Source organism: Mesorhizobium jarvisii, from assembly GCF_003601985.1.
GTDB classification, from domain to species: domain Bacteria; phylum Pseudomonadota; class Alphaproteobacteria; order Rhizobiales; family Rhizobiaceae; genus Mesorhizobium; species Mesorhizobium jarvisii.
On sequence record NZ_QZXA01000008.1, the window covers coordinates 327,404 to 353,611 of the forward strand.

31 protein-coding genes are annotated in these 26,208 nt (G+C 64.9%); 15 read left to right on the forward strand and 16 right to left on the reverse strand.

The genetic code is table 11. The features are described from left to right. Nucleotides 1-74 precede the first annotated feature (74 nt). The 5 genes from D3242_RS21970 to D3242_RS21990 all read right to left on the reverse strand — a co-directional run bounded on the left by D3242_RS21970 (nucleotide 75) and on the right by D3242_RS21990 (nucleotide 5,156). Nucleotides 75-1,100 (reverse strand): glucokinase, encoded by a 1,026-nt coding sequence (locus D3242_RS21970; RefSeq protein ID WP_019862291.1) that lies wholly within the window; start codon nucleotides 1,098-1,100, stop codon nucleotides 75-77. Nucleotides 1,101-1,288: 188 nt separating this feature from the next. Next, nucleotides 1,289-2,368 carry a penicillin-insensitive murein endopeptidase gene (gene mepA / locus D3242_RS21975; RefSeq protein ID WP_064985358.1) on the reverse strand — a complete coding sequence of 360 codons (1,080 nt, stop codon included), beginning with the start codon at nucleotides 2,366-2,368 and terminating at the stop codon, nucleotides 1,289-1,291. 64 nt (nucleotides 2,369-2,432) lie between these two features. Further along, nucleotides 2,433-3,332 carry an SDR family oxidoreductase gene (locus tag D3242_RS21980; protein WP_064985360.1) on the reverse strand — a complete coding sequence of 300 codons (900 nt, stop codon included), beginning with the start codon at nucleotides 3,330-3,332 and terminating at the stop codon, nucleotides 2,433-2,435. After that, nucleotides 3,329-4,483, reverse strand: a complete 1,155-nt coding sequence (gene queG, locus D3242_RS21985; protein ID WP_038650968.1) for a tRNA epoxyqueuosine(34) reductase QueG — start codon at nucleotides 4,481-4,483, stop codon at nucleotides 3,329-3,331. The genes D3242_RS21980 and queG overlap by 4 nt, the downstream gene beginning before the upstream one ends. Next, on the reverse strand, nucleotides 4,464-5,156 hold the full coding sequence (locus D3242_RS21990) for a glutathione S-transferase family protein (RefSeq protein ID WP_010912586.1): 693 nt from the start codon (nucleotides 5,154-5,156) through the stop codon (nucleotides 4,464-4,466). Before D3242_RS21990 ends, queG begins: the two co-directional genes overlap by 20 nt. Before the next feature lie 158 nt (nucleotides 5,157-5,314). Between D3242_RS21990 and D3242_RS21995 the strand changes: the two genes are divergently transcribed. Further along, a complete protein-coding gene (locus tag D3242_RS21995) occupies nucleotides 5,315-6,121 on the forward strand; it encodes an undecaprenyl-diphosphate phosphatase (RefSeq protein WP_038650965.1) in 807 nt (268 codons plus the stop codon). A gap of 100 nt (nucleotides 6,122-6,221) precedes the next feature. On the opposite strand, the gene D3242_RS22000 is transcribed toward D3242_RS21995, so the two are convergent. Together D3242_RS22000 and rsmI are read right to left on the reverse strand one after the other, a co-directional pair. Then, nucleotides 6,222-6,599, reverse strand: a complete 378-nt coding sequence (locus tag D3242_RS22000; RefSeq protein WP_019862285.1) for a YraN family protein — start codon at nucleotides 6,597-6,599, stop codon at nucleotides 6,222-6,224. Beyond that, entirely contained in the window at nucleotides 6,592-7,557 is a 966-nt protein-coding gene (gene rsmI / locus D3242_RS22005) for a 16S rRNA (cytidine(1402)-2'-O)-methyltransferase (protein WP_081296191.1), read from the reverse strand. The genes D3242_RS22000 and rsmI overlap by 8 nt, the downstream gene beginning before the upstream one ends. A gap of 119 nt (nucleotides 7,558-7,676) precedes the next feature. Between rsmI and D3242_RS22010 the strand changes: the two genes are divergently transcribed. Both D3242_RS22010 and D3242_RS22015 read left to right on the forward strand, forming a co-directional pair. Further along, nucleotides 7,677-7,862 carry a hypothetical protein gene (locus tag D3242_RS22010; RefSeq protein ID WP_019862283.1) on the forward strand — a complete coding sequence of 62 codons (186 nt, stop codon included), beginning with the start codon at nucleotides 7,677-7,679 and terminating at the stop codon, nucleotides 7,860-7,862. A 7-nt stretch (nucleotides 7,863-7,869) separates the two neighbouring features. Beyond that, a complete protein-coding gene (locus D3242_RS22015) occupies nucleotides 7,870-8,058 on the forward strand; it encodes a hypothetical protein (protein ID WP_038650961.1) in 189 nt (62 codons plus the stop codon). Nucleotides 8,059-8,097: 39 nt separating this feature from the next. On the opposite strand, the gene D3242_RS22020 is transcribed toward D3242_RS22015, so the two are convergent. The 5 genes from D3242_RS22020 to rph are packed head-to-tail and all read right to left on the reverse strand — an operon-like array spanning nucleotide 8,098 to nucleotide 11,459. After that, nucleotides 8,098-8,421, reverse strand: coding sequence for a low molecular weight protein tyrosine phosphatase family protein (locus D3242_RS22020; protein WP_064985361.1), 324 nt, complete (start codon nucleotides 8,419-8,421; stop codon nucleotides 8,098-8,100). A gap of 58 nt (nucleotides 8,422-8,479) precedes the next feature. Continuing rightward, nucleotides 8,480-9,658 carry a radical SAM family heme chaperone HemW gene (gene hemW / locus D3242_RS22025; RefSeq protein WP_038650954.1) on the reverse strand — a complete coding sequence of 393 codons (1,179 nt, stop codon included), beginning with the start codon at nucleotides 9,656-9,658 and terminating at the stop codon, nucleotides 8,480-8,482. Continuing rightward, the gene (gene rdgB / locus D3242_RS22030; protein WP_064985363.1) at nucleotides 9,655-10,317 is read right to left on the reverse strand and encodes an RdgB/HAM1 family non-canonical purine NTP pyrophosphatase; all 663 of its coding nucleotides are present in this window, start codon (nucleotides 10,315-10,317) and stop codon (nucleotides 9,655-9,657) included. The genes hemW and rdgB overlap by 4 nt, the downstream gene beginning before the upstream one ends. Next, nucleotides 10,317-10,727: a VOC family protein gene (locus D3242_RS22035; protein WP_064985365.1), complete on the reverse strand. Its 411-nt coding sequence runs from the start codon at nucleotides 10,725-10,727 to the stop codon at nucleotides 10,317-10,319. The genes rdgB and D3242_RS22035 overlap by 1 nt, the downstream gene beginning before the upstream one ends. 15 nt (nucleotides 10,728-10,742) lie before the next feature. Beyond that, on the reverse strand, nucleotides 10,743-11,459 hold the full coding sequence (rph, locus tag D3242_RS22040) for a ribonuclease PH (RefSeq protein ID WP_019862277.1): 717 nt from the start codon (nucleotides 11,457-11,459) through the stop codon (nucleotides 10,743-10,745). Between the two features lie 158 nt (nucleotides 11,460-11,617). Between rph and hrcA the strand changes: the two genes are divergently transcribed. From hrcA to D3242_RS22070, 6 genes are all read left to right on the forward strand, one after another. Beyond that, complete coding sequence (gene hrcA / locus D3242_RS22045) at nucleotides 11,618-12,700, forward strand: heat-inducible transcriptional repressor HrcA (RefSeq protein ID WP_010912575.1); 1,083 nt, start codon at nucleotides 11,618-11,620, stop codon at nucleotides 12,698-12,700. A gap of 39 nt (nucleotides 12,701-12,739) precedes the next feature. After that, nucleotides 12,740-12,937 (forward strand): hypothetical protein, encoded by a 198-nt coding sequence (locus D3242_RS22050; protein ID WP_010912574.1) that lies wholly within the window; start codon nucleotides 12,740-12,742, stop codon nucleotides 12,935-12,937. Between the two features lie 91 nt (nucleotides 12,938-13,028). Continuing rightward, nucleotides 13,029-14,396 carry a PQQ-dependent sugar dehydrogenase gene (locus D3242_RS22055; RefSeq protein WP_027047580.1) on the forward strand — a complete coding sequence of 456 codons (1,368 nt, stop codon included), beginning with the start codon at nucleotides 13,029-13,031 and terminating at the stop codon, nucleotides 14,394-14,396. Nucleotides 14,397-14,506: 110 nt separating this feature from the next. Beyond that, nucleotides 14,507-15,124, forward strand: a complete 618-nt coding sequence (locus D3242_RS22060) for a LysE family translocator (protein WP_019862275.1) — start codon at nucleotides 14,507-14,509, stop codon at nucleotides 15,122-15,124. A gap of 180 nt (nucleotides 15,125-15,304) precedes the next feature. Beyond that, a complete protein-coding gene (cysK, locus tag D3242_RS22065; protein ID WP_019862274.1) occupies nucleotides 15,305-16,285 on the forward strand; it encodes a cysteine synthase A in 981 nt (326 codons plus the stop codon). Between the two features lie 341 nt (nucleotides 16,286-16,626). After that, the gene (locus D3242_RS22070) at nucleotides 16,627-17,253 is read left to right on the forward strand and encodes a glutathione S-transferase family protein (RefSeq protein WP_064985367.1); all 627 of its coding nucleotides are present in this window, start codon (nucleotides 16,627-16,629) and stop codon (nucleotides 17,251-17,253) included. A 3-nt stretch (nucleotides 17,254-17,256) separates the two neighbouring features. Here the strand turns inward: D3242_RS22070 and D3242_RS22075 are convergent, their stop codons facing one another. Then, on the reverse strand, nucleotides 17,257-18,501 hold the full coding sequence (locus tag D3242_RS22075; RefSeq protein WP_064985369.1) for an RNA polymerase sigma factor: 1,245 nt from the start codon (nucleotides 18,499-18,501) through the stop codon (nucleotides 17,257-17,259). Nucleotides 18,502-18,526: 25 nt separating this feature from the next. Beyond that, nucleotides 18,527-18,895: a YciI family protein gene (locus D3242_RS22080; RefSeq protein ID WP_019862269.1), complete on the reverse strand. Its 369-nt coding sequence runs from the start codon at nucleotides 18,893-18,895 to the stop codon at nucleotides 18,527-18,529. Nucleotides 18,896-19,116: 221 nt separating this feature from the next. Here D3242_RS22080 and D3242_RS22085 point away from each other — a divergent pair, with 221 nt between their 5' ends. Then, nucleotides 19,117-19,578: a RidA family protein gene (locus D3242_RS22085; protein WP_064985376.1), complete on the forward strand. Its 462-nt coding sequence runs from the start codon at nucleotides 19,117-19,119 to the stop codon at nucleotides 19,576-19,578. Nucleotides 19,579-19,927: 349 nt separating this feature from the next. Here D3242_RS22085 and D3242_RS22095 read toward each other — a convergent pair whose 3' ends face one another. Further along, entirely contained in the window at nucleotides 19,928-20,068 is a 141-nt protein-coding gene (locus D3242_RS22095; RefSeq protein WP_013892047.1) for a hypothetical protein, read from the reverse strand. A gap of 398 nt (nucleotides 20,069-20,466) precedes the next feature. Here D3242_RS22095 and D3242_RS22100 point away from each other — a divergent pair, with 398 nt between their 5' ends. From D3242_RS22100 to ligD, 3 genes are all read left to right on the forward strand, one after another. Next, nucleotides 20,467-20,973 (forward strand): YciE/YciF ferroxidase family protein, encoded by a 507-nt coding sequence (locus D3242_RS22100; RefSeq protein ID WP_064985378.1) that lies wholly within the window; start codon nucleotides 20,467-20,469, stop codon nucleotides 20,971-20,973. A gap of 114 nt (nucleotides 20,974-21,087) precedes the next feature. Next, on the forward strand, nucleotides 21,088-21,945 hold the full coding sequence (ku, locus tag D3242_RS22105) for a non-homologous end joining protein Ku (protein ID WP_064985380.1): 858 nt from the start codon (nucleotides 21,088-21,090) through the stop codon (nucleotides 21,943-21,945). A 9-nt stretch (nucleotides 21,946-21,954) separates the two neighbouring features. Then, complete coding sequence (ligD, locus tag D3242_RS22110) at nucleotides 21,955-24,444, forward strand: DNA ligase D (protein WP_064985381.1); 2,490 nt, start codon at nucleotides 21,955-21,957, stop codon at nucleotides 24,442-24,444. A gap of 10 nt (nucleotides 24,445-24,454) precedes the next feature. On the opposite strand, the gene D3242_RS22115 is transcribed toward ligD, so the two are convergent. Beyond that, the gene (locus D3242_RS22115; RefSeq protein WP_064985383.1) at nucleotides 24,455-25,129 is read right to left on the reverse strand and encodes an ArsR/SmtB family transcription factor; all 675 of its coding nucleotides are present in this window, start codon (nucleotides 25,127-25,129) and stop codon (nucleotides 24,455-24,457) included. A gap of 147 nt (nucleotides 25,130-25,276) precedes the next feature. On the opposite strand from D3242_RS22115, the gene D3242_RS22120 reads away from it, so the two are divergent. Next, the gene (locus tag D3242_RS22120) at nucleotides 25,277-25,633 is read left to right on the forward strand and encodes an NIPSNAP family protein (protein WP_064985386.1); all 357 of its coding nucleotides are present in this window, start codon (nucleotides 25,277-25,279) and stop codon (nucleotides 25,631-25,633) included. Next, entirely contained in the window at nucleotides 25,630-25,974 is a 345-nt protein-coding gene (locus tag D3242_RS22125) for an antibiotic biosynthesis monooxygenase family protein (RefSeq protein WP_064985388.1), read from the forward strand. The genes D3242_RS22120 and D3242_RS22125 overlap by 4 nt, the downstream gene beginning before the upstream one ends. The last annotated feature ends 234 nt before the right edge of the window (nucleotides 25,975-26,208 follow it).

The window sequence follows — 26,208 nt, forward strand, 5'->3', positions numbered from 1 at the left end:
CCATGCGGCCGGCTTGCCTATGCCCGCGGCTGATTAACTTCGTCGCGGGCGCCCCGACGCTTCGCGCCGAGGGTTCAGGCCTGCCAGCGCCGGCCGGCCGTCTGGACGCCGAACAGCGACGGGTTCCTGGCATAGGCGGCAAGGCCGAGAAGGGCCGCCAGCGGATGGGTGATGACATAGACGGGCATGGTGCGCATCAGCGCGCTGTGCGGTGCCTTGTCCTCGAAGGCGGCGCGGAAATTGCCCTCCTTCAGCGCCGGCACGATTTTTTGGGCGATGCCGCCGGTCAAGAACACGCCGCCACGGCTCATGAACACCAGGGCAAGATCGCCGGCGGTGCGCCCAAGGCAGGTGACGAAGGTCTCCAGCGCTTCCTGCGCCACCGGATCGGTCTTGGCCAGCGCCGCGCCGGTGATCTCGGCCGGCGTGGTGAAAGGCGCCGGCTTGCCGTCCGCCTTGGCGACAGCCCGGTAGACGTTGACGAGGCCGCGCCCGCACAGGATCTGTTCGCCGGAAATGCGGCCCTCGAGCTTCTCGATATGCGGGAAAACCTCGAAATCGCGCGGCGTGCGCGGACCGATGTCCATATGGCCGCCCTCGCCGGGCACCGGGATCCAGTGGTGCAGCGCATGGACCAGCCCGGCGACACCGAGCCCGGTTCCGGGCCCGAGCACGACGCGGCCGGCATTGGGCTCCGGCGTGCCGCCGCCGATCTTTTCCATATGCTCTTCGCCGAGCGCCACGACGGCCAGCGCCTGCGCCTCGAAATCGTTGAGCACGACGATGTCGCTCAAGCCGACATTGGCGAACATCTGCTTCGGCTTGACGACCCACGGGCAATTGGTGAGTTCGATCTCGTCGCCGTCGACCGGACCGGCCACCGCCAGCACCGCCGAATTGGGGCGGACCGACGAGCGGTCGAGCACCGCCGCCTGAATCGCCTCGTCGATCGTGTTGAAATTTGCGGTCTGGACGATCTGCGGCTCGGTCGGTTCGGAATTGGCGTCAAGCACGATCGAAAAGCGCGCATTGGTGCCGCCAATGTCGCCGATCAGGATCGGAAACCGCAACGACGTGTCGGTATCGCTTACGCTTGGCATGCTCTCGTCCGTCCCCGGCGCCCCCTGACGGCGTGTCGCCGTTCCTCCGTTGACTAGCGCATGAGTTTGAAAAGGGAAACGGTTTTCGAACCCGTCGGTGCGCAGAGAGGGGTTCTGCGGCCAAACGGCCACTATTTCCCGAAAACGGCTGGCTAAACCGATTGAGCCGACCGGTGGCGCGGAGGCAATCAGTTCGCGGGCGGTCGTGGCCTTGGCACCGGCGCGCCCATTCTGGGGGTCGCGGCGAATGCATTTGCCGCGCTCGGCAAATCGCCGCTATCGCTGGCCGGGGTGGCGGGCTGGGACGGCGCCTCCGGTTCGGGTGCCGCGGCCGCGACCGGCACGGCGCCGCCATGAAAGGTCGCCGCCTCGGCTGACACCGGCCCCGGCGCGTCGAGCACGGCGCGGCATTCCTTCGGCAGGTTGGCCATCGTCATCACGTCGCGGGCCTTCGGCGCATCCGGGTTCTTGTTGGGCCGCCACGGTTCTTCGGTGAACCACCAGGCCAGCGGCTTGCCGCAGCCGTCATCATCCGGCGTCGCCTCCTGCGCCTTGCAGTCGGGCGAGCCCGGCTGGCAGCCGATGCGCATGTGGAAATGATAGTCGTGGCCCCAGAACGGCCGGATCTTGCGCAGCCAGCTACGGTCGCCCTTGACGGTGTCGCAGAGCTTTTTCTTGATGCCGGGATTGACCAGGATGCGTTCCACCTCGGGGTAGCTCGCCGCCCGCTTCAAGAGCGCCGTGTGCTGGGGCGTCCACAGCGCGTCCTTCACCAGATGGGTCTTCTCGTCGACCATCAAGGTGGCGCTCATCGAATCGCGCTGCGCCCTGGTCATGGCGCGGTCAGGCATCGGCGTCAGCCAGATGTCGGCATCGAGCCCGATCTGGTGCGAGGCATGGCCTGTCATCATCGGGCCGCCGCGCGGCTGCGAAATGTCGCCGATCAGAAGGCCCGGCCAGCCGTCGGCGGCGGCGTCGCGCGACAGTTTCTCGATCAGCGCGATCATCGCCGGGTGGCCCCAGCGGCGGTTGCGCGAGGGCCGCATGACCTGCCAGGTCGGGCCGTCCATGGGGATGGCGACACCGCCGGCGAAGCAGCCCTTGGAATAGAAGCCGAAGGATTGCGCGGCGGTCGCGGCCGGCAGTTTTTCGGCGCCGAACAGGTCCTTGGCCCGTTCCTCGGCCGCCGCCGGCTGGATGGCGAGGCCAAGCAAACCGAGCACCGCTGCCAGCAGTGATTTCTTGCCAAGCCGCATCGCTGTCTTCATGAAACCGGATCCCCACCGCAATCCCAGGCCGAATCATAGCACGCCGCGCAGTATGCTTCGATCGTCAGCGTTTCATCGGGCTGCGCGCTTCGCCGTCGCGCCAGTCGCCGCTTGCCCACATATGGTCGAAGGCGGCGCGGTAGTCCGGAAAGCGCAGGGAATAGCCCGCCGCCTTGATCGCCGCATTGGCGACACGCTTGTTCTCGCCATAGAAGGACCGCGCCATGGGCGAAAGTTGGGCGGTGTCGAAAGGAATTTCGGGCGGCGGCTCGACGCCCATCAGCGACGCGGCATAGGCAACGACATCCTGCGGCGGCGCCGGCTCATCATCGGTGACGTTGAAGATGCCCCCAGTGTTGCCTTCGACAAGCCGCCACAACGCCCCGGCAATATCGTCGCAATGGATGCGGTTGAACACCTGGTCCGGCTTGACCAGCCGCCGCGCGGTGCCGTTTTCCAGATTGACCAGCGCATTGCGGCCAGGACCATAGATGCCGGACAGGCGCAGGATCGCCACCGGCTTGCCGATTTCCGCGCCGAGCTTCAGCCACGCCTGCTCAGCCTCAACCCGCATGACGGAGCGCTTCGACACCGGCCGGCATGCGGCCGTTTCATCGACCCAGGCGCCGCCATAGTCGCCATAGACGCCGACGGTCGAGAGATAGCCGATCCATTCGAGCGCCGGCATCCCCGTGATTGCCTCCCGGGCGGCATTCAAGACTGGGTCGCCGGCCTCTTCCGGGGCGACCGAAATCACCAGATGCGTCGTTTTCGCCAGCGCCTCGCCGATTTCGCCGGTCAACGCGCCATCGAACAGCAGCGGCGCGATGCCGGCCTGGCGCAGCGCGTCGAATTTTTCATCGGACCGCGTCGTGCCAAGGATCACGGCGGCATCCCTGTTGGCGCGGGCAAAGGCTTTGCCGGAATAACCGGCGCCGAAGATGAATATCTGCTTCTCGCTCATGCATGCGCCCCGTCTGGCGGCGCCAGGCGCCATTCCTCGCGCACCGCCGCATCGTTCTCGGTTTTCAGACCGGTCGCGGCCCATTTGGCATATTCGGCGTCAGGCACCAGCCGCGCCAGCGCCCATATTGCCGCGCCCCGCACCAGCGGCGAGGGATCGCCGAGCAGCGCACGCACAGGGACGGCCAGCGCGGCATCACCGGAATTGCCGGCGGCGATCAGCACGTTGCGGATGAAACGATCGCGGCCGATGCGCTTGATCGGCGAACTTGAGAAGAAGGCGCGGAAGGCCGCGTCGTCCAGTTCGAGCAGGTCGGCGAGCGGCGGCTTGCGCAGATCGTCGCGTGCGGCAAGTTTTGCTTCCGATGCCGCGCGGGCGAACTTGTTCCAGGGGCAGGCGGCCAGGCAATCGTCGCAGCCATAGATGCGGTTGCCGATCTTTTCGCGGAATTCGTGCGGGATCGGACCCTTGTTCTCGATGGTGAGGTAGGAAATGCAGCGCCGCGCATCGAGCCGGTAGGGCGCGGGAAAGGCATCGGTCGGGCAGGCATCGAGACAGGCGCGGCAGGAGCCGCAATGATCGATCTCGGCCCGGTCGGGCGCGAGCTCAACCGTGGTGAAGATAGTGCCGAGGAACAGCCACGAACCATGTTCGCGGCTGACCAGATTGGTGTGTTTTCCCTGCCAGCCAAGCCCGGCGGCTTGGGCCAACGGCTTTTCCATCACCGGCGCGGTGTCGACGAACACCTTCACGTCGCCGCCGGCGCGCGCGACGATCTTGCCGGCGATTTCCTTCAGCCGGCCTTTTATCACATCGTGATAGTCGCGGTTTTGCGCATAGACCGAGATGGCGCCCCGGTCGCGCCTGGCCTGCAGCGCACGCGGGTCGTGGTCGGGGCCGTAATTCATCGCCAGCACGACGATCGAGCGCACTTCAGGCCAAAGCGTGGAAGGTTCGCTCCGCCTTGCAATCGTCTCGGCGATCCAGTCCATCGAGCCGTGAAAGCCGTCGGCGACGAATTCGGCGAGCCGCGCCGGCGCCAGCGGGATCGCATCAGGGGTGGCGACGGCAATGGCATCGAAGCCGGCGCGCTGCGCCTCCGCGTCGATCAGCGCGCGCAGTTTTGCGGCGTCAGAAGTCGAGGTCCGCATAATGCGACACCGGCGACAGACCGCGCACGCGGTCGGTCAAGAGTGGCCGGAAGGAGGGCCGCGACTTCACCCGCGTATACCATTCGCGCGCCGCGGCGTGTTCGCGCCAGTCGATCTCGCCGAGATAGTCGAGCACCGACAGCGTCGCGGCGGCGGCCAGATCGGCATAGGTGACCCTGCCGCCGGCCAGCCAATGGCGGGTGCCGGCCAGCCAGTTGGTGTATTTCATATGCTGGCGGATGTTGGCGCGCGCCGCACGGATCGCGCCCGAATCGGGCGAGCCGCCGCCCGCCGTTTCCGGCATGATCGGCTTCAGCACGCGTTCGCGCACCAGATGGCGGGTGACTTCGCTTTCGGCCTTGTTGAGATACCAGTCGATCAGCCGGCGGATTTCGGCGCGCTGCATCGGGTCCTCGGCGAACAGCCGCTTGTCGCGCTTGAGCACACCGCGGGTCTCGTCGAGATATTCCGAGATCACCGTCGCGCCGACGATCGGCACGTCGCCTTCGGCGAGCAGGATCGGCAGCGTGCCGGCCGGGTTCAGCGCCAGAAACTCCTTGCGCCGCGTCCACGGCTTTTCCTCGATCAGCGCCAGCTCCTCGCCATACTCGCCGAAAGCAAGGCGGACGAAGCGGCAGGTGGCGAACATGGGATGATGGAAAAGCGTCAGCATGGTTCCGCGATGATAAAGCGCACTGGCGAATCGCCGGTCGCACCGGTAAGTCTTGGCCGCCCGGTTAGCGGGCCGTCAGGTGTTGCGACCTATAGGGGGAGTTCAACGCCATGACAAGCAAGCCGTTCTGTTAGCCGTCGCGCAAAGCCGAGGTAGCCATGGAAAGCCAGACCATCGTCGAAGCCCTGCTGCTCGGCCTGCTGGAGGGGTTGACGGAGTTCATACCGGTGTCCTCGACTGGCCATATCCTGCTTGCCGGCCATTTCCTCGGCTTCAACTCGACCGGCAAGGCCTTCGAGATCCTGATCCAGCTCGGCGCCATCCTGGCGATCCTGAGCGTCTATTTCCGCCGCCTGTGGCAGATGCTGCTCGACCTGCCGCACGACCGGCTGACGCGGCATTTCGTCATCGGCATCCTGATCGCCTTCCTGCCGGCGGCCATCATCGGCGCGCTGGCGCATGATTTCATCAAGACGGTGCTGTTCGAATCGCCGAGGCTGATCTGCATCATGCTGATCATCGGCGGTGTCGTGCTGCTGGCGGTCGACCGCATGAACCTGAAGCCGGTCTACCGCGACGTTGAGCGCTTCCCGACCAGGCTTTACCTGCAGATCGGCCTGTTCCAGTGCCTGTCGCTGATCCCCGGCACGTCGCGCTCGGGCTCGACCATCGTCGGCGCGCTGCTTCTGGGCGTCGACAAGCGGGCGGCGGCGGAATTTTCCTTCTTCCTGGCGATCCCGACCATGGTCGGCGCCTTCGCCTTCGACCTGTTCAAGAACCGTAATGTGCTGACCTCGGCCGACCTGCCGATCATCGCCATCGGCTTCGTCGCCGCCTTCGTCGCGGCGCTGGTCGTGGTGCGCTACCTGCTCGATTACGTCTCGCGCAACGGCTACTCGCTGTTCGGCTGGTGGCGGCTGGTGGTGGGCATCGTCGGCCTGGTGGCGTTGATGATCTGGGGGTGAGGAGTGATCCGCGAAGCGGACGGAAAGCCAATTGCTTGGCTTTCCGAACGACGAACGCCCTGAGCTGGCGAAGGGCGAGCAATGCCTCTCTGAGGTCCCCCTAATTCCGTCCATAGAACGCATTTTCGACATGCACCGGCCAGCGCCAGGGCAGCACGGCGACCATGTCGAAGCGCATCGACAGCCTGCCATAATCCGCCTGCCGCGACAGCCAGATGTCGGCCGCCGCTTCAATGCGGCGCTCCGATTCACGGCCGATCGCTTCCATGGCTTCCATCAGCGTGCGCCGCGCCTTGACCTCGACGAACAGCACCAGGTCGCCACGCCGCGCGATCAGGTCGATCTCGCCGAAGCGGGTGCGATGGCGGCGCGCCAGAATCCGGTAGCCCTTCAGCATCAGTGCGGCGGCTGCCAGCCACTCGCCGCGATGGCCGCGCCGATAGGCTTTCTGGCGGCTGGCGCTCGGGCGCTCAGCCACCGTCGCTTTCTCCTGAGGCGTCCCTGAGTTCCAACAGTCGGCGATACAGCGCCTGCTTCTGGCCACCGGTCATTTTCGCGGCCTCGGCCGCTGCCTTGGAGGCCGGCATTTCGGCAGCGAGCGACAAAAGCAACCGGTCAATGTCTGCGGGCTCGTCCGCCTTGGCCTCGGCCGGGCCGACGCAGACGACGATCTCGCCCTTCGGCGTGTCGGCCGCCGCATAATGGTCGACCAGCGCCCGTAGCGTGCCGGTGCGCATTTCCTCGAAGGTCTTGGTCAGTTCGCGACCGATGGCGGCTTTGCGCTCGCCGCCGAGCGCCTCGACCATGGCGCCGAGCGATTCGGCCAGCCGGCGCGGCGATTCAAAGAAGATCAGCGTCGCCGGTACCGCCTTCAGCGCCTCCAGCCGCGTCAGCCGCTGCCCTGATTTGACCGGCAAAAATCCGGCGAACAGGAAGGCGTCGGACGGCAGGCCGGACGCGGTCAAAGCCGCAAGCGGGGCCGACGGACCGGGAATCGGCACGACGCGAATGCCGTGGTCGATCGCTTCCCCGACCAGCCGGTAGCCGGGATCGGAGACCAGCGGCGTGCCGGCGTCGGAAATCAGCGCCACGCTCTGGCCGCCTTGAAGCGCCGCGATCAGCTTCGGCCCGGCCTCGCCGGCATTGTGCTCATGATAGGCCGTGGTGCGGCGGCGGATGCCGTAGCGGTCAAGCAGCACGCGCGACACCCTGGTGTCCTCGCAGGCGACGACGTCGGCGGCGGCCAGCGTCTCCAGCGCGCGCAGCGTGATGTCGGCGAGATTACCGATCGGCGTCGCCACAAGGTAGAGCGCCGGCTCGAGCGGACGGGCGGGGATTTCGGTCTGCCCGACCACATAGCTGCGTCTTCCCGTCTCTTCGGTCACTGATGCCGTCTCCGTTCCGCCCTGTTTGGCCTGCCAAATCTTGTTTGGCATGGCTGGCGCGGCCTTGCAAAAGGTCATGCCGATGTAAGGTGATCGCCATGCCTTCGCCACAGTAGGGAACCAAACCGGCATTGGCAGATTTAGCCCCTGATTCCTAAAGGGAGGACAGGATGGACAGCCTGAAGATACAGGACGCTTTCGAGCCTTACTATGCCGGCCGCAAGCGCGTTGCCGCCGCCAGGGACAAGCGCCTGCCTGCCAAGACCGACACCAGCCTGATCGAGCGGGCGACAACCGCCCTGCCGACGAATGTCAGGCTTTCCGACAACCAACCCGATAGCACGACGGAGCACTGACCGGACGATGCCCAATCGCTTCGATATCTTCATCACCCGTCTTGAAACGAAAAGCGCCAGGGAAGGCGTGCCCCCGCACCCGATGAACGACCAGCACAGCGTTCGCCGCGAAAAGGCCGACGCCAAACCGGCCCGGAACGGCGAGGCGCATGCCGAGAAGGATCGCGGCAAGCGCCGTTTCAAGCACGACGCCTGACCGCCGCGACTGGCCGAGACCGTTCTGCCTTCGTCTGGGTCACCCCAGATAGCGTGAAACGCGCGCCTTCAGAAGGTCAATCAGCTCCAGATCCATGAATTCATAGTTGTCCGGTATATCGAGGCAGATGACCCGGGCCTTCTTCAGGCTGGTCTTGAATTTCTTATGCAGTTTGGTGCGGTGCACCTTTTCCATGACGAAGATGATGTCGGCCCAGGCGACGAGCTCATGAGTCAGCGGCGTGTCGGCATCATGATTGGTGCCGGCCGACGCAACTTCGATATCCCGGCGCGTTGAAAACACCTGCTCGGCGGTCGGGCTGCGCAAGCGGTTCTGACTGCAGACGAAGAGGACGTTTTTCAAGACTTTTGCTCAAGCATGATCTTGACCGAAAACCGGCTTCCACTTTTCGGGATCATGCTTAGCGCGCCAGATCCGCGACCACGGCGTCGAGAACGATCATCCCGGCCGGCGTGGCGCGCAGACGGGCATTGCCGATCGGCGCTACCAGCCCCTCGCCCTGCAGTACCGACAGCCGTGCGCTCGACAGGCCGCGGCCGGAAAACGCCTCGTAGCGCGAGAGGTCGATGCCCTCGGCCAGCCTCAGCCCCATCAGCAGGAACTCGTCGGCCTCTTCCGAGCGCGTCAGGATCTCGCCGCCGGTGACGCCATGGCCCTTGGCCTCGACGAGGTTGGCCCAGGTCTCCGGCATCCGCTCGGCGATCGTCACCGTGCGGCGGCCGTTCTCGACGAAGCGGCCATGCGCGCCGGGGCCGACGCCGACATATTCGCCATAGCGCCAGTAGGTCAGATTGTGCCGGCTTTCCGCGCCCGGCCTGGCGTGGTTGGAAATCTCATAGGCCGGCAGGCCATGCGCGGACGTAATCTCCTGCGTCAGCGCATAGAGGTCGGCGGCGTGGTCATTGTCGGGAATGGCGAATTTCTTTGCCGCGTGCAAAGCGTGGAAGGGCGTACCTTCCTCGATGGTCAGCTGGTAGAGCGAGAGATGGTCGGCGGCGTGGCCGATCGCCTGTTCGAGCTCGGCTGCCCAGGCTTCCGGCGTCTGGCCGGGCCGGGCGTAGATCAGGTCGAAAGACAGGCGCGGAAAGATTTCCCGCGCGAGGCCGATGGCGTGCAGCGCCTCGTCGACATTGTGCAGCCGGCCGAGGAAACGCAAATCCTTGTCGTTCAGCGCCTGTACGCCGAGCGAGACGCGGTTGACGCCGGCCGCGCGATAGCCGCGAAAGCGTTCGGCCTCGACCGAGGACGGGTTGGCCTCCAGCGTCACTTCGATGCCGTCCGGCACCGTCCAGTTCTTGGCCACGGCGTCCAGAACCCTGGCCACGGTTTCCGGCTTCATCAGCGAGGGCGTGCCGCCGCCGAGAAAGATGCTGGTCACCTCGCGCGGCCCGGTGCGCTCACGCATCGTCGCCAGTTCCGCCTCGAAGGCGGCGGCAAAGCGCTCCTGGTCCACCGGCTGGTGGCGGACATGGCTGTTGAAGTCGCAATAGGGGCATTTGGCCGCGCAGAACGGCCAATGGATGTAGACGCCGAAGCCGGGGCTGCGGTCGAGCGGCATGGTCATGCCGGGTCCAGTCATGCCGAGCCCAATCTCGGCAGATCCAACCGTGCTTGGGCGAATTTCTGGAAAGCACGGGCGCGATGTGAGAGCGCCGCAGCCTGGCCGGGTTTCCAGCCGTGCTTTTCCTCGGCGCTCATCTCGCCGAACGTCTTGTCGAAACCATTGGGCAAGAATACCGGATCGTAACCGAAGCCAAGCTCGCCACGCGGCGGCCAGACCAGCGTGCCTTCGGCCTCGCCGCGATAATATTCGGCCTCGCCGTCGGGGAAGGCGAGACAAATGACGGCGACGAAGCGGCCCTTGCGCTGTTCGGCCGAGGCCGCGCCGACTTCCTGCAGCGCCACTTCGGTGCGCTGCATGGCCATGGCGAAATCCCTGCTGCCGTCAGGGGTTTCGGCCCAGTTGGCGGTGTAGACGCCGGGCGCGCCGTCGAGCGCGTCGACGCACAGGCCGGAATCGTCCGACAGCGCCGGCAAGCCGGTCGCCTTCGCCGCGGCCAGCGCCTTGATGTAGGCGTTTTCCTCGAAAGTGGTGCCGGTTTCATCCGGTTCAGGCAGGCCATAGTCCTTGGCCGACTTCGCCTCGAAGCCGAACGGCCCCATCAAATCGGCGAATTCGCGCAGCTTGCCGGCATTGTGGCTGGCGACGACGATCTTCTTGCCATCAAGTGTATGCATCAAAGACCCCAGATTCTCGGCTCGGCGAACTCGATCGAATTGCCCGAGGGGTCGCGTATATAGAGCGAACGGCCCCCTTGCGGCCATTCGAATTCGCTTTCGATGGCGATTCTTTTTGCCCCTAAATGCGCTTTCCAAGCCACGATTTCATCCGCGCTGGCCGCAAAGCAGAGATGACCTTCGCCGACCGCGCCGTGCGGCGGCACGGGCAGCCGGGCATCCGGCGCCGGCGGTATTCTGGTCGCCTCGGCGTTGAAGATGAGCAGCACGCCCGGCCCGCAGCGAAAGAAAAGATGCCTGCCGTCGACCTTGCCGAGCAGGTCGAGGCCGAGCACGCCGACATAGAATTTCTCCGCCGCCGCCAGATCGGTGACGTAGAGGGCTGATTCAAGGATGGCGGAGGGGGTCACCAGAAAATCGATGGCTTATGCCACCGCCATCTGCTGCAGGCTGACCAGGCGCTGGATGCCTTTCTTGGCCAGGCCCATCAACTCGCCGAACTGGTCCTCCGAGAAGGGCTCGCCCTCGGCTGTGCCCTGGATCTCGACGATGCCGCCCTTGCCGGTCATGACGAAATTGGCGTCGGTGCCGGCCGCGGAATCCTCGAGATAATCGAGGTCGATGACCGGCTGGCCGTCATGGATGCCGCAGGAAATCGCCGCGACATGGTCCTTCAGCACCTTGGCGACGCTCGCCATCTGCCGGGCTTCCATCCAGCGCAGGCAGTCATACAGCGCCACCCAACCGCCGGTGATCGAGGCGGTGCGGGTGCCGCCATCGGCCTGGATGACGTCGCAATCGACGGTGATCTGCTGTTCGCCCAGCGCCTGCAGATCGACGACGGCGCGCAAGGACCGGCCGATCAGGCGCTGGATTTCCAGCGTGCGGCCGCCCTGCTTGCCGGCCGAGGCCTCGCGGCGCATGCGCTCGCCGGTCGAGCGCGGCAGCATGCCATATTCGGCCGTCACCCAACCCTTGCCGGAATTGCGCATCCAGCCCGGCACCTTCTCCTCGAGGCTCGCCGTGCACAGGACATGGGTGTCGCCGAACTTCACCAGGCACGAGCCTTCGGCGTGCTTGGAGACGCCACGCTCGAAGGAGATGGCGCGCATTTCGTCGAATTGGCGTTTGGAGGGGCGCATTCAGGCTTCTTTCCCAGTCATTTTTCGGAATCGTGGCCGGCTTTTAGACGGATGGGGGGCAGCGCGCAAAGGAAAACGGACCGGGCGACCCGATACAGAGACCGGGTTGCGCCCACCGTGCCGAAGTCTATATCCTGAACAAGGAGGTTTTTGGCCGAATGACCAAGGCAATCGATCCGGGTTCGCAGCCGCTTGCACTTCAATCACTCGACATGCGCTCTCGCGACATCTTCCGGCGCATCGTCGATTCCTATCTCAGGGACGGCGAGCCCGTGGGTTCGCGCAGCCTGTCGCGCATCCTGCCCTCCTCGCTGTCGCCGGCCACCATTCGCAATGTGATGAGCGACCTCGAGCATCTCGGGCTGATCTACGCGCCGCATATCTCGGCCGGCCGGCTGCCGACGCAGGCGGGCCTGCGCTTCTTCGTCGATGCCTTCATGGAACTTGGCGACCTCTCCGACGAGGAGCGCCGCACCATCGAGGCGCAGGTGCGGGCCTCCGGCTCGGGCGCGACGCTGGAGCACATGCTGACCGAGGCCAGCCAGATGCTGTCGGGCATGTCGCGCGGCGCCGGCCTGGTGCTGGCCGCCAAGAACGAGGTGGCGCTGAAGCATATCGAATTCATCCAGCTGGAGCCGACCAAGGCGCTCGCCGTGCTGGTGTCGCAAAATGGCGACGTCGAGAACCGTGTCGTCGAGCTGCCGGCGGGCATCACCGTCTCGCAGCTGCACGAAGCCTCGAATTTCCTCAACGCCCATATTCGCGGCCGCACGCTGGCCGAGGCGCGCACCGAGATCGCCCGCATCAAGGAAGAGACGAGAGCCGCCCTCGACACGCTGTCGCAGGACCTCGTCGAGAAGGGGCTGGCGGTGTGGGCGGGTGCGGAAAGCGGCCTGCCGGCACGGCTCATCGTGCGCGGCCGCGCCAACCTGCTCGAAAACGTCACCGCCCAGGCCGACATCGAATTGCTGCGGCATCTGTTCGAGGACATGGAGACGCAGGACGGGCTGATCCAGCTGCTTGACCTCGCCGAGCAGGGATCGGGCGTGCGCATCTTCATCGGTTCGGAAAACAAGTTGTTTTCGCTGTCGGGCTCGTCGCTGGTGGTCGCGCCCTATCGCGACAAGGATGCCCGCGTCGTCGGCGCGCTCGGCGTCATCGGGCCGACCCGGTTGAACTACGCCCGCATCGTGCCGATGGTCGATTATACGGCGCAGCTGATTTCACGCATGCTAAGGTAGGGCCCCGAACGGGAAGAGACGGGCAGCAAGGAGAAAAGAATGGCGCTCGAAGAACTCAAGGCCCGGATCAGCCTGCTGCTCGAGGAGATGGTCAACCAGCCGGAAGACCAGCACGAAATCCAGGAACAACTGCGCGAGAAATTGCGGGAAATGCGCGCCATGGGCCTGCCGCTGCCGGCCGATCTGGTCGCGCTGGAAAAACGCCTCGACGACGATTTTTACGCTGCCGGCACGTAAGACCGGATTTTCGCTTCCTCGTCAGGTCGAGCGAGCGGAACCCGGAGACAAGCCGGCCGTTGGTTTCCTTCGCGACCAGATGGAGGACAAGATGATCCGATTGGCCGGACTGGTGATCCCCGCCCTGTTCCTCACAAGCGCGGCGTTCGCACAGCAGGCGGACCAGCCGGTGCTGAAGGGCGCGGCGGCCTTCGGCGACTGGCGTGCCGACAAACCGGGCGTGCGCCGACTGATCAAGCCGGAAGACCTGCCGAAGCCCTATGTCACCAAGTCGGTATCGAACAGCGCCGGGCTTGCCGACATGCCGGCGGGCGCGAAGCCGCAATTGCCGCCGGGTTTTTCGGCCGAGCTGATCGCATCCGGCATCGACAATCCGCGCGCCGTGCGCGTCGCACCCAATGGCGACCTGTTCGTCGCCGACAGCGAAGCCAACCAGGTCCGCGTCTATCGCCTGGCCAAGGACAGCGCCAAGCCCGCCGAGCATGGCATTTTCGCCGGCAATCTCAACCAGCCCTATGGCATTGCCTTCTATCCGCCGGGGGACGACCCGCAATGGGTCTATGTCGCCAACAGCGACAGCATCGTGCGCTTCGCCTACCGCGGTGGCGACCTGAAGGCATCCGGCGAACCCGAAATCATCGTCGCCAACATTCCCGCGAACCATCACTGGACCCGCGACATCGTCTTTTCGCCTGACGGCAACACGCTCTATCTGTCGGTCGGCTCCGGCTCGAACGTCGCCGAGGACATGGGCAAGGCGCCCGATGGCGGCCTTGAAGCATGGGTGAAATCGCAGCCGCTGGGCGCAACCTGGGGCTCCGAAGAGGGGCGCGCCGACGTGCAGGCCTTCGATCCGGATGGCAAGAACGGCCGCATCGTCGCCACCGGCCTGCGCAACTGTTCTGGCATGACCATCCAGCCGGCGACCGGCGCGCTGTGGTGCGTCGTCAACGAGCGCGACGCGCTGGGCGACAATGTGCCGTTCGAATACGCCACCTCGGTCAAGGACGGCGCGTACTATGGCTGGCCCTGGTACTATATCGGCAACCACGAGGACCCGCGCCACGAGGGCGCGCGGCCCGACCTCGCCGGCAAGGCAACCACTCCCGACGTATTGATGCAGGCGCATTCGGCGCCGCTCAACATCGCCTTCTACGACCGCAAGGATTTGCCCGCCGACAGCGGTTTTCCCAAGGAATACAGGGGCGATGCCTTCGTTGCCCTGCACGGTTCGTGGAATCGCGGCAACCGGACCGGCTACAAGGTCGTCCGCCTGCTGTTCAAGGATGGCAAGCCGACCGGCGAGTATGAGGATTTCATGATCGGCTTCGTCGTTTCCAGCGGCGAGGTCTGGGGCCGGCCCGTGGGCGTGGCGGTGGCCCATGACGGCGCGCTGATCGTCACCGAGGACGGCAATGGCACGATCTGGCGCGTGACCTATGACGGCGGCCGTTCCTGAGGGATTTTACTCGGATGGCGCGGTATCTGGTGCAATAGAATCCGACCGCCAGGGAATTCAATCCTGGTCCGTTCCGTGCGAAAAGGCCGCCTGATCCAGGACCACTCGCCATGACCCTCACCGGCTTCCTCGCCTACAGTGCCGCACTCGGCATCGCCGCCGCCATTCCTGGCCCCGGCGTCACCGCGCTTGTCGCGCGGGCGCTCGGTTCCGGCTTCCGCTCGTCGCTGGCCATGTCTTTTGGCCTGATGCTCGGTGACCTCATTTACCTGACCGCCGTGGTGCTCGGCCTCGCCTTCGTCGCGCAGACCTTCGGCATGGTGTTCCTCGCCATCAAATGGGCCGGCGTTGCCTATCTGGTGTTTCTGGGCTGGCGCTTTTGGACCGCCGGCATCACGCCCGAAACGGTCGAAGCCAGGAAGGGCAAGGGCGGACTGGTGTCGAGTTTTGTCGCCGGCCTCACCGTCACGCTCGGCAATCCGAAGACGATGATCTTCTACCTGGCGATCACCCCGACCATCGTCGACCTGAAGACGATCACGCTGGCCGATTACGGCATTCTCGCCGCGCTGACGGTGGTCGTGCTGTTCGTCGTGCTGGTTCCCTACCTGGCGCTCGCCGCCAAGGCGCGCTGGTTCCTGAAATCGCCGCGCGCGCTGAAGCTGCTGAACCGCACCGCCGCCGGCTTCATGGTCGGCGCCGCGGCAGCGATCGCGGCCCGCCAGTAGCAGCCTTTCAGCCAAAACATTCCGGGGCCAGGCTTCCCCGCGAAATGCTTTTCCGGGACTTGGGCGTTTTAGACACAGGCCCCACTCGGATATTTCCGGCCGACAGCTTATGTTGCGCGGCTGAAAGCCCTATCTTGCCGGCTGCAATGCCACTTGCCTGAAATCCTGGGAGCGAAACCAATGAACAAGCCCGTCACCTCCGCCCGCGTCCCCGGCCGCGGCCGCATCTACAGTTCCATCACCGACACGATCGGCGACACGCCCCTGGTCCGGCTCGACAAGTTCGCCAAGGAGAAGGGCGTCGTCGCCAATCTGGTCGCCAAGCTCGAATTCTTCAACCCGATCGCCTCGGTCAAGGACCGCATCGGTGTGGCGATGATCGAGGCGCTCGAGGCTGCCGGCAAGATTGCGGCCGGCAAGACGACGCTGATCGAACCGACCTCGGGCAATACCGGCATCGCGCTTGCCTTCGCCGCCGCCGCCAAGGGCTACAAGCTCATCCTGACCATGCCCGAGACGATGTCGGTCGAGCGCCGTAAGATGCTGGCGCTGCTCGGCGCCGAACTGGTGCTGACCGAAGGGCCGAAAGGCATGAAGGGCGCCATCGCCAAGGCGGACGAACTGGCCGCGACGATCCCCAATGCCGTCATCCCGCAGCAGTTCGAAAACCCGGCCAACCCGGAAATCCACCGTAAGACGACGGCGCAGGAGATCTGGAACGACACGCAGGGCGAGGTCGACATCTTCGTCGCCGGCATCGGCACCGGCGGCACCATCACCGGCGTCGGCCAGGTGCTGAAGAAGCTCAAGCCTTCGCTGCATGTCGTCGCCGTCGAGCCGGAAGCCTCCCCGGTGCTGTCGGGCGGCCAGCCCGGCCCGCACAAGATCCAGGGTATCGGCGCCGGCTTCGCGCCAAAGATCCTCGACACCACGATCTATGACGAGATCGTCAAGGTTTCCAACGAGGATTCGGTCGCCAATGCCCGCCTCGTCGCCCGCCTCGAAGGCGTGCCGGTCGGCATCTCGTCGGGTGCCGCGCTGCAGGCGGCAATCGTCGTCGGCTCGCGGCCGGAGAACAGGGGCAAGACCCTGGTCGTGGTCATTCCCGACTTCGCCGAACGCTACCTGTCGACGATCTTGTTCGAGGGATTGGGGGCTTAGGCCTAACAGCTTCGTCATCCCAAGGGCGGAGCGACGCGAAGCGGCGCGCAGACCCTGGGATCCATGCCGTGATCGCGGCCGAGGAGTGCCGCGGTTCAGGATGAAGCTCTATTTTGCATCGTCGCGGCGCTTTGAAGTCGCGGCATGGATCCTCGGGTCTGCGCCGCGTCGCTTCGCTCCTTGCTCCGCCCGTGGATGACGAAGCGAAGGGCAGCGTCGTGACCCAATCTCGCTGGCCCGTTGAAAAATCCTCCCGTGGCGCCTGTGAGCCGGCTTGAGCAGGACCCTGCTTCCGGTGCATATCGCCCCGGTCCGCTTTGCGCGGATCAGGGGAGAATTTCATGTACAAGCTCTATACCCGTCCCGGCAGCGGCGGCTTCGTCGTCGAGGCGGCGCTGGCGCTCGCCAACGCACCGTTCGAACAGGTCGATGTGCCGAAGACCGACCGCCCCGATCCGGCCTTCCTCGACATCAGCCCGCTGAACCAGGTGCCGGTGCTGACCTTGCCGGACGGCAGCTCGATGACCGAATCGGCGGCGATCTGCATCCTGCTCGCCGAGCGCCATCCCGAGGCCCGCCTGGCGCCGGCGGTCGATGCGCCTGCCCGCGCCGATTTCCTGCGCTGGATGGCCTTCATGTCGTCGGTGCTCTACCCGGCGGTGCTGCGGTTCTACTACGCCCATCGCTACACGGCAGACGCCGACGGCACGAAAGCCGTCAAGCAGGCGGCAGTCGCCGAGATGGACCGTGGCTTCGCCGTCCTCGATGCCGCTCTGAAGGGTCGTGACTGGCTGGTTGGTGACCAGATGTCGCTGGCCGACATCTATCTCGTCATGCTGGTGGCCTGGCATCCCGACATCGACACAGCGCGAGCGGCATGGCCTGATATTGAACGTCTCTGGGCCAGGCTGCGCGGCCATCCGCTGCTGAAGACGCTCAATACATCACATGAGATGTGGCCGGGCTGAAGATCAGTTTCGCAGCGCCGCCCTTTTGCCTTGCAGGAACCGGCGCACCGCCGGGTCGCGTTCGAGACCGATTGCCCTGTCATAGGCCTCGGTTGCCTGCGGCGCCTGGCCAAGCCTGGCCAGGAGACCGGCCCGCGCCGCCCAATAGGGCTGATACTCATTGAGCCGCTTGTCGTCGCCCAACACGTAAAGCGCCGCCAGCCCCGCCACGGCGCCCTCCGTCTCGGCAAGCGCCACCGCGCGGTTGATCGCCACCACCGGCGATCCGACGATCGAAAACAGCGCGTCGTAAAGCGCGCGTATCGCCGGCCAATCGGTGCGGCCGGTCAGCCGCCGCGCCGCGTGGGCGGACTGGACGGCCGCCTCGAGCTGGTAGCGGCCGACGACGCCGCTCATCGCGGCATGGGACAGAAGCGCCTCCGCCTCGTCGATGAGGGCGCGGTCCCACAGGTCGCAGTCCTGTTCGGCCAGCGGCACGAAGTCGCCTTCGGCACTGCGCCGGGCAGTGCGGCGCGCCTCGGCAAACAGCATGAGCGCCAGCAGGCCAAGCGCTTCCGGCTCTTGCGGCATCAGCGTCACCACCAGGCGGCCGAGCCAGATGCCTTCGGTGGCGAGGTTGCGGCGCTGCGTCTCGGTGCCGACCGGATCGGACCAGCCTTCGGCGAAGGCGGCGTAGATCGCTTCCAGCACCGCGCCCAGCCTTTCGCCGAGTTCGGCCCGCTCCGGCACACGGAACGGAATGCCGGTTTCGCGGATGCGCGTCTTGGCGCGCACCAGGCGCTGGCCCATCGTTGCCGGCGAGACCAGGAAGGCGGAAGCGATCGTCGCGGCATCGAAGCCCAGCACGGTCTGCAGGATCAGCGGCGCCCGCACGCCCGGCTCGATCGCAGGATGCGCGCAAGCAAACATCAGCCGCAGCCGTTCGTCGGGCAGCTCTTCGTCGGTCATGCGCGCCTCCATCTCCTCGGCGATCAGCTTGAGATGATCGCGGGCCGCCTCCTGGGTGAGCCGCCGGCGAACCGCATCGACCCGCCGCCGCCGCGCCACGGCCAGCAGCCAGGCTTCCGGCTTTTCAGGCACGCCTGACTTCGGCCAGCGCTCGAGCGCGGCGGCAAAGGCGTCCGCCAGCGCATCCTCGGCCGCGGTCACATCGCGCGTGCGCGCCGCGAGCCAGGCGACCAGCTTGCCGTAGCTCTGCCGGGCGGCGGCCTCGGCGGCCGCCCGGGCGATCTCCGGGCGACTGTCCATCACATGGTCATTTCCTGGCACGTCGTCATTGCTTGGGCATGTAGTCGGCCATTTCCCAGATCGGCCGCAACTCGACCGTGCCGGTGCTGGCCGCCGGACAGCGCGCGGCCCATTCGATGGCGGTGTCGATATCGGCCGCCTCGATCATGTAGAAGCCGGCAAGCTGCTCCTTGGTGTCGGCATAGGGGCCGTCGATCACATTGGTCTTGCCGTCGGCGATCCGCACGGAGGTGGTCGCCTGGGTCGGGCGCAGGCGTTCGCCGGCCAGCCACGCGCCGGATTTCTTCAACGCTTCGGTATAGGCGCCATAGGCCGCGCTCATCTGCTGGGTCTTCTCGATCGGCATGGCCGCCATTGCGGCTTCGTTATTGTTGATCATCAGCATGTATCGCATGGGTCTTCTCCCGTGGTTTCGAAGGCCGCGTCCTTGCGGGGCCAGACGTATGTCGCGCGGCGTCGACCGATTTCGACAGGCGCCAAGAAAAAACTTTCGGCTTCGTCACGCGGTTTCGCAAGGACCAGGTTTCGCCAAGCGGCCGGCGGCGCTGGCCATGATGCCTCGCCGCGCTATCCTTTGTGATCCAGGCACGTCACGCCAGAGATGGGAGATGAGCAATGGAACTCGTGACCCGCAAGAAATTCAAAAGCGGCCGGTTGATGCCGTGGGGCAAGGGGACCGTCGTCAGCGGCGCGAAGGGATTCGTCTACCTTTGCGGAAACACGGCGACCGCCGCCGACTACGATCCAGCCGGCAAGCAGGGCGGCCGTTTCGCCGGCGATGCGGCGGCGCAGTGGCTCGAGGTTCTGGGCAACATCAAATCCGATCTGGAGGAGCTGGGCACCGCGCTTGAAAACCTCGTCAAACTGACCTTCTTCGTCAGAGGACCGTTTCCCGACGGCGGCGTTCTCAGCTCTCCCAATTTTCGCCTGGACGTTCTGGACGCGTTCTTTGCCGAGCATTGCCCGAAGCACTGCAGTTACAACAACCCGCCGCCCTCGGAGGTGATTGGCGTTGCCGCGCTCGCTCAAGCCGACATCGTCATTGAAATTGTCGCGATCGCGGCCCTGCCGGATTGAGCCGGGCCTTGGCGTGCCTCCCTCACCCCCATGCGCACGAGGCCGGAGCGCAGTACGCAGACGCCATCGAAGACGATCAGCGGATGGCTGGTATCGAAAGATGGTTCAGCGGGAGGACTGGGCTTGGCCAGACGTGATTGGGGCGGACTGGACCGAGGAAGGTCGGTCACGCGGTCCTCGGCTGCTCGTGTCCTGGGACACCAGGCCAGCCGGGGGCGGGATCAAAGACGTGGCGATGTCGCACGACGCCTGTCGCTCAGAGCCGGGCGCTCGGAACGATAGGTGGTGGCGCGGGTCGTGGCTCCCGGCCTGCAGATGCGGCTGTTGTGGCGGCTCTCGAACGTCATGGTCAGTGCGCGCCCAGCGACGTGCCGCGACGGGCGCAAGCCGGACCGGGGCCGCGCATGTAGTAGCGCTCCGGCCGATAGGTCGGCGCGACGAATTCGCGGATGGCGGCGGCGTAGCCGATGAGGTGCGTGAGGAAGTTCATTTACCCTGTCCCTGTCCCGATTTTCGGATGTCCCTTCCGAATTGCGCGAAGGATAGCATCGAGGCGTGAATAGTCGGTGAACACGATGTTAATATCTGGTCGAAAACCCGTTGCTTCGTGGCCGGAATGCGGCTGTTTCGGGGTGTTTCCACGCCTTTTGTCGCCATTCCGGCCTGTGTGACTTTTGCATCACATATGTTTCGTTTGAATGTCGCCTGGGCGCGGTTCTGTTTCAATTTCCGGCTGGCTGATGGAATTTCCTTGCTCAGGCTGGAAAGGAAGGAACCGGCATATAGGGCGGACGTTGACCGTCGGGACTGGCGTGGCCGGCCCGCGATTGCCTGCAAGCCGCAGGCACGTACACCAACACCGCAAGAGCAAATGGAAAGGCTAGAATCATGGGCTTCTTTTCGAAGGACATCAAAACGCTGGACGACCTGTTCGTGCACACGTTGCGCGACATCTATTACGCGGAAAAGCAGATCGAGAAGGCATTGCCGAAGATGATCGACAAGGCCACCAACGCGCAGCTCAAAGCAGGCTTCGAAAAACATCTTGAACAGACCAGGGGCCATATCGAACGCGTCGAAGAGGTGTTCGAGCTGCATGGCGTCAAGGCCAAGGCCATCGACTGCCCGGCCATTGACGGCATCCTCGAGGAAGCCGACGAGGTGAGCGGCGACATCGCCGACAAGGAGGTCATGGACGCCGCCCTGATTGCGTCTGCGCGAGCAGTCGAGCATTACGAAATGACCCGCTACGGCACGCTGATTGCATGGGCCAAGCAACTCGGCCGCAGCGATTGCGCCAATGTACTCGCGAAGAATCTCAAGGAAGAGCAGGCGACCGATCGCAAGCTCACCGAGATGGCGGAAAGCAAGATCAATCTCCAGGCTGCCGAATAGGTGAGATGGCAGGCAAGATCGGCGCGGCAACGGCGCCGACTTGCCTTGTCGCGCGGTCGGAACCGGAATGGGCTTTGCCCCGTTCTGGATTGAATCCATTGCAAGGAGTTTGTCATGGCGCCGCGTCCAGCCTGGAAGGGCTACCTGAAGCTGTCGCTGGTCACCTGTGCCGTCGAACTGACCAATGTAGTCACGCATACCGAAAGGGTGTCGTTCCGCATACTCAACCGCAAGACCGGCAACACGGTGAAGCGAATCTATGTCGATGCCGAAACCGGCAAGCCCTTGGACGATGGCGACGAGATCAAGGGCTATGAATTGGACGGCGGCGATTTCGTCCATATCGAGGAAGACGAGATCGAGGCCGTGCAGATCGAATCCTCGCACACGATGAGCCTCGACGGTTTCGTCGACAAGGCCTCGATCCAGCAGATCTATCTCGACACGCCCTACTATGTCGCCCCGGCCGACAAGGTGTCGGAAGAGGCGTTCGCCGTCATCCGCGATGCCATGGCGGGCAAGAAGATGGCCGGGCTGGCGCGCATCGTGCTCTACCAACGCGAGCGCCCCGTGGTCATCGAGCCGCTCGGCAAGGGCATGGTGCTGACGACGCTGCGCTACGACAACACGGTGCGCCAGCCGGACAGCGTGTTCGGCGAGATCAAGGCGGTGAAGACCGACCAGGAAATGACCGATTTGGCCGAGCTGATCATCGACAAGAAGAAAGCAAAATTCGACCCCTCGAGATTCGACGACAAATATGAGGACGCGCTGCTCGAACTGATCCGGGCCAAGAAGGCGGGGCACAAGGCGCCCAAGGCCAAGGCGGCCCCCAAACCCTCCAACGTCGTCAATCTGTTCGACGCGCTGAAGAAGAGCCTGTCGTCGGATTCGGGGTCAACGAAGGCTTCATCGCCGGCGGCCAAACGCGCCAAGCCGAAAGCCACCGCGCCGAAGCGCAAATCCGCCTGAGGACGTCATATGGCCGGCCTCGAACAATATCACGCCAAGCGCGATTTCAAGAAAACGTCGGAGCCGGCGGGCAAGGTCGCACGCACGAAAAAGAGCGAAGCGGGCGGAATCTTCGTTATCCACAAGCACGCTGCGACCAGGCTGCATTACGATCTTCGCCTCGAGCATGGCGGCGTGCTGTGGAGCTGGGCCGTGACGCGAGGGCCGAGCCTTGATCCGCACGAAAAGCGGCTCGCCGTCCATGTCGAGGACCACCCGATCGACTATGCGCCGTTCGAAGGCACGATCCCGAAGGGCGAATATGGCGGCGGCTCGGTCATCGTCTGGGACGAGGGAACATGGGTACCCGAGACCGACCCGGCTCAGGCGATGAAGAAGGGCCATATCAGCTTCGAACTCAACGGCCACAAATTGCATGGGCTGTGGCATCTGGTGCGGCTGAAACCCCGCGCGGGCGAAAAGCGCGACAACTGGCTGCTGATCAAGTCGGACGACGCCGCGGCGCGGCCGGGCGAGGACATTTTGAAGGAGAAGCCGGAATCGGTGAAGTCGGGCCTGACGATCGAAGAGGTCGGTGAAGGCAAGACCGCCAAGGGTAAGAAGCCTGAAGTCTGGCACTCCAACAAGCCGGCCGCCGGCAAGGCGAAGGCCGCAAGCCGCAAACTCGATTTCATCGAGCCGCAACTGGCGACGCTGGAGCGGAACGCACCGCCGGGCAAGGACTGGCTGCATGAAGTCAAATTCGACGGCTATCGCATGCAGGCGCAGATCGCCGGCACGGAAGTGCGGCTCTTGACCCGCACCGGCCTCGACTGGACCGACAAGTTTGGGAGCGAGATCATCGCGGAACTGGCCGCGCTGAAATGCAGCGACGCCATCCTCGACGGCGAGATCGTCGTGCTGGCCGACAGCGGCGTCTCGTCCTTCGCGCTGCTGCAGCAGGATCTGTCGGCGAAGCGGAAGAACCGCTTCCTCTATTACGTGTTCGACCTGATGCGTCTCGACGGCAAGGATTTGCGCGCCGAGCCGCTGGTCGAGCGCAAGCAGGCCTTGCAGGAACTGCTCGGCAAGCAGTCGGAAAATGCGGCGGTGCGTTTCTCCGACCATTTCTTTGAACCTGGCAAGATCATGCTGGAGCATGCCTGCCGCATGGGGCTGGAAGGCGTCGTCTCAAAACGCGCCGATGCGCCCTATCGCAGCGGGCGCGGCCCGACCTGGGTGAAGTCGAAATGCACGGCACGGCAGGAATTCGTCATCGGCGGCTATCTGCCGTCGGACAAGACCGGGCGCGGGCTGCGCTCGCTGCTGGTCGGCTATTACGAGGGCGGCAAACTGCAGTATGCCGGTCGTGTCGGCACCGGCTTCTCGGCCAAGGGCGCTATCGCGCTGAAGAACAAGCTCGATGCGCTGAAGGCGAAGGCTTCGCCCTTCGACAAGGCCGTGCCGAAAGGCAAGGGGCTGGTCTGGGTCAAGCCGGAATTGGTCGGCGAAGTGGAGTTTCGCAGCTGGACGTCGGACCGTATAATACGTCATGCCTCGTTCCAGGGGCTGCGCGAGGACAAGCCGGCGGAGGACGTTGTGCAGGAAAAGCCCAAGGCAGCGACAGGCAAGGCCAAGCCGGCCTCGAGCGGCGGCGGGACGATGACGACCAGCGTAAAACTCTCGCATCCCGACAAGCTGCTATGGCCCGACGAGAAGATCTCCAAGCAGGGCCTGCTCGACCATTACGCCGAGGTTTGGCCGCGCATGGAGCAGTTCGTCGTCAACCGGCCGCTCAGCCTGGTGCGGGCGCCGGACGGCATCGGCGGCCCGCGCTTCTTCCAAAAACATGCCTCGGCCGGCATGAGCGACAGAATAGCCCGGATGAAAGACCCGACGGATGGCGAGGAAATCCTGTTCGTGCGAGATTTCGACGGGGTGGCGGCGCTCGTCCAGTACGGCGTGGTCGAAATCCACATCTGGGGCTGCACGATCGACAAGCTTGAACAGCCGGACCAGATCATCTTCGATCTCGACCCCGATGAAGGTGTCGACGTCAAAGCGGTGCGCGAGGCGGCGCTCGATATCAGGGGCAAGCTCGACGAGCTGTCGCTGCCAAACTTCGTCAAGACATCGGGCGGCAAGGGCTATCATGTGCTGGTGCCGCTGAAACCGTCAGCGGACTGGGAGGCGGTGAAGACCTTCGCCCATGATTTCGCCAAGGCGCTCGAACAGGGTGCCCCCGACCGCTACACGGCGACGCTGTCGAAGAAGGCGCGCACCGGGAAAATCTTCGTCGACTATCTGCGCAATGGCAGGGGCTCGACAACGGTCGCGCCGTATTCCTCGCGCGCCAAGAAGGGCGCCACCGTATCGATGCCGGTGACCTGGGCCGAGATCGAGGCCGGCCTGGCGCCGAACGCTTTCCCCATAGGCGACAAGACGACGCTGAAGCAGTTGGCGGAAGCCGATCCTTGGGTGGATTTCTTCAAGCAGGGCAAGGTGTTGAAGCGGGGGTAGTTCTCGGCGCTCAGCTCAAAAACACTTTCTCGAAGGCCTGCTTGCCCGGTGGCGAGAAAATCACCGCGCGGCTGTCCTTTTCGCGGCGCGCCCATTTTTCCAGAAGGATCTTGTCGAGGATGGCGGCGCCCAGCGTGCCGGCGAGGTGCGAGCGGCGCACGCTCCAGTCGAGGCAGGCGCGGCAGACCGGGCGGCGCGGTTTGGCGTCGACATCGATGCCGATCGCGGCAAAATGCGACGACGCGGATGGCCCAAGCCTGATCTCCCTGTCGTCGCGCAGCAATATGTCTTTCTCGACCAGACGGTCGAGCATCGCCACCGCCTGCTCGCCGGCGAGATGGTCGTAGCAGACGCGGGCGACGCGCATGGCGCCGTCGCGCGGGCCAGGCCGCACGCGCTTGGGGCCGACAGCCTCGGCGACACCGGTGATGGCCTCGATCATGCCCGCCACTTGCGGCCCGGCAAGGCCGTAATAGCGGTGCCTGCCCTGGCTGGCCAAGGTCAGCAGCCCGCCCTCCATCAGTTTCGACAGATGCGAAGAGGCGGTCGGCAGCGACACGCCGGCTTCCAGCGCCAATTCGCTCGCCGTCAGCCCCGTGCCGCCCATCAGCGCGTTCAGCATGTTGGCGCGGGCCGGGTCGCCGACCAGGCTGGCGATGCGGGCGATGTCAGGTCCTTCACGCATAGTTCGTCCCTCATCGAAGCATTCTTGTCAGATAGCCATTATTCTCCGGCCAGATCAAGGAGACGGCGACGCAAGCGACGATGGCTCCTTACACGAACTGCCTAGCACACCAATGCGTATGACGTTTCGACCGCGCTCGAAGCCTCGATGCAGAACCCCAAGGAGACGACCGTGACCATCACCTGCTTTATCCGCTATGAGATCGACCCGTTCGGCAAGGCCGCCTTCGAGGAATACGCCCGCAACTGGGGCCAGGCCATTCCGCGCTGTGGGGCCGATCTGATCGGCTACTATGCCCCGCATGAAGGCTCGGCGACGACGGCCTACGCCGCTTACAACATCGAGAACCTGGCGGCCTATGAAGCCTATCGCGCCCGGCTTGCCGCCGATCCCGCCGGCAAGGCAAACTATGAGTTCGCCAAGCGCGAACGATTCATCCTCAAGGAGGACCGCATGTTCCTGAAACACGTCTCCGGGCCGCACGCCAAGCTGGTGCTGCCGTGATCGCCGTCATCTTCGAGGTGCAGCCCGCGGAGGGCAAACGCGATGCCTATCTCGGCATCGCCGCCAATCTGCGTCCCTTGCTCGACGGCATTGACGGCTTCATCTCGATCGAACGTTTTCAGAGCCTCGCCGACCCGAACCGCATCCTGTCGCTGTCGTTCTGGCGCGACGAGGACGCGGTGAAGGCCTGGCGCAACACCGAAGAGCACAGGCAGGCGCAGCAGGCCGGCCGCGGCGGCATCTTTGCCGGCTACCGATTGCGCATAGCGCATGTGGTCAGGGATTATGGGCTGACCGAAAGGGACGAGGCGCCGGCGGACAGCCGGGCCGTGAATGGGTAGTGGAGAGGCGCGTTTCTTCCTTCTCCCCTTGTGGGAGAAGGTGGCCTCGCGAAGCGAGGTCGGATGAGGGGTGTTCCAGGGAATTCCAACGCCTCACTCCGCTGGAACACCCCTTGTATCTGCACGGAGGAGACTTTGTGCGATGGAAGCGACTGAGCCTCGAACCGGACGGCCATCCGATTCGAGGCTTGGCGAAGTCGCCCGACACCCCTGCGGCTACAACCGTGGATGAGC

Excerpts from the sequence above, each read along its gene's own strand:
- D3242_RS21970 (WP_019862291.1), bottom strand. The coding sequence starts at position 1,100 with ATGCCAAGCGTAAGCGATACCGACACGTCGTTGCGGTTTCCGATCCTG.
- mepA (WP_064985358.1), bottom strand. The coding sequence starts at position 2,368 with ATGAAGACAGCGATGCGGCTTGGCAAGAAATCACTGCTGGCAGCGGTG.
- D3242_RS21980 (WP_064985360.1), bottom strand. The coding sequence starts at position 3,332 with ATGAGCGAGAAGCAGATATTCATCTTCGGCGCCGGTTATTCCGGCAAA.
- queG (WP_038650968.1), bottom strand. The coding sequence starts at position 4,483 with ATGCGGACCTCGACTTCTGACGCCGCAAAACTGCGCGCGCTGATCGAC.
- D3242_RS21990 (WP_010912586.1), bottom strand. The coding sequence starts at position 5,156 with ATGCTGACGCTTTTCCATCATCCCATGTTCGCCACCTGCCGCTTCGTC.
- D3242_RS21995 (WP_038650965.1), top strand. The coding sequence starts at position 5,315 with ATGGAAAGCCAGACCATCGTCGAAGCCCTGCTGCTCGGCCTGCTGGAG.
- rsmI (WP_081296191.1), bottom strand. The coding sequence starts at position 7,557 with ATGCCAAACAAGATTTGGCAGGCCAAACAGGGCGGAACGGAGACGGCA.
- D3242_RS22010 (WP_019862283.1), top strand. The coding sequence starts at position 7,677 with ATGGACAGCCTGAAGATACAGGACGCTTTCGAGCCTTACTATGCCGGC.
- D3242_RS22015 (WP_038650961.1), top strand. The coding sequence starts at position 7,870 with ATGCCCAATCGCTTCGATATCTTCATCACCCGTCTTGAAACGAAAAGC.
- hemW (WP_038650954.1), bottom strand. The coding sequence starts at position 9,658 with ATGACTGGACCCGGCATGACCATGCCGCTCGACCGCAGCCCCGGCTTC.
- rdgB (WP_064985363.1), bottom strand. The coding sequence starts at position 10,317 with ATGCATACACTTGATGGCAAGAAGATCGTCGTCGCCAGCCACAATGCC.
- rph (WP_019862277.1), bottom strand. The coding sequence starts at position 11,459 with ATGCGCCCCTCCAAACGCCAATTCGACGAAATGCGCGCCATCTCCTTC.
- hrcA (WP_010912575.1), top strand. The coding sequence starts at position 11,618 with ATGACCAAGGCAATCGATCCGGGTTCGCAGCCGCTTGCACTTCAATCA.
- D3242_RS22050 (WP_010912574.1), top strand. The coding sequence starts at position 12,740 with ATGGCGCTCGAAGAACTCAAGGCCCGGATCAGCCTGCTGCTCGAGGAG.
- D3242_RS22055 (WP_027047580.1), top strand. The coding sequence starts at position 13,029 with ATGATCCGATTGGCCGGACTGGTGATCCCCGCCCTGTTCCTCACAAGC.
- D3242_RS22060 (WP_019862275.1), top strand. The coding sequence starts at position 14,507 with ATGACCCTCACCGGCTTCCTCGCCTACAGTGCCGCACTCGGCATCGCC.
- cysK (WP_019862274.1), top strand. The coding sequence starts at position 15,305 with ATGAACAAGCCCGTCACCTCCGCCCGCGTCCCCGGCCGCGGCCGCATC.
- D3242_RS22070 (WP_064985367.1), top strand. The coding sequence starts at position 16,627 with ATGTACAAGCTCTATACCCGTCCCGGCAGCGGCGGCTTCGTCGTCGAG.
- D3242_RS22075 (WP_064985369.1), bottom strand. The coding sequence starts at position 18,501 with ATGGACAGTCGCCCGGAGATCGCCCGGGCGGCCGCCGAGGCCGCCGCC.
- D3242_RS22080 (WP_019862269.1), bottom strand. The coding sequence starts at position 18,895 with ATGCGATACATGCTGATGATCAACAATAACGAAGCCGCAATGGCGGCC.
- D3242_RS22085 (WP_064985376.1), top strand. The coding sequence starts at position 19,117 with ATGGAACTCGTGACCCGCAAGAAATTCAAAAGCGGCCGGTTGATGCCG.
- D3242_RS22095 (WP_013892047.1), bottom strand. The coding sequence starts at position 20,068 with ATGAACTTCCTCACGCACCTCATCGGCTACGCCGCCGCCATCCGCGAA.
- D3242_RS22100 (WP_064985378.1), top strand. The coding sequence starts at position 20,467 with ATGGGCTTCTTTTCGAAGGACATCAAAACGCTGGACGACCTGTTCGTG.
- ku (WP_064985380.1), top strand. The coding sequence starts at position 21,088 with ATGGCGCCGCGTCCAGCCTGGAAGGGCTACCTGAAGCTGTCGCTGGTC.
- ligD (WP_064985381.1), top strand. The coding sequence starts at position 21,955 with ATGGCCGGCCTCGAACAATATCACGCCAAGCGCGATTTCAAGAAAACG.
- D3242_RS22115 (WP_064985383.1), bottom strand. The coding sequence starts at position 25,129 with ATGCGTGAAGGACCTGACATCGCCCGCATCGCCAGCCTGGTCGGCGAC.
- D3242_RS22120 (WP_064985386.1), top strand. The coding sequence starts at position 25,277 with ATGCAGAACCCCAAGGAGACGACCGTGACCATCACCTGCTTTATCCGC.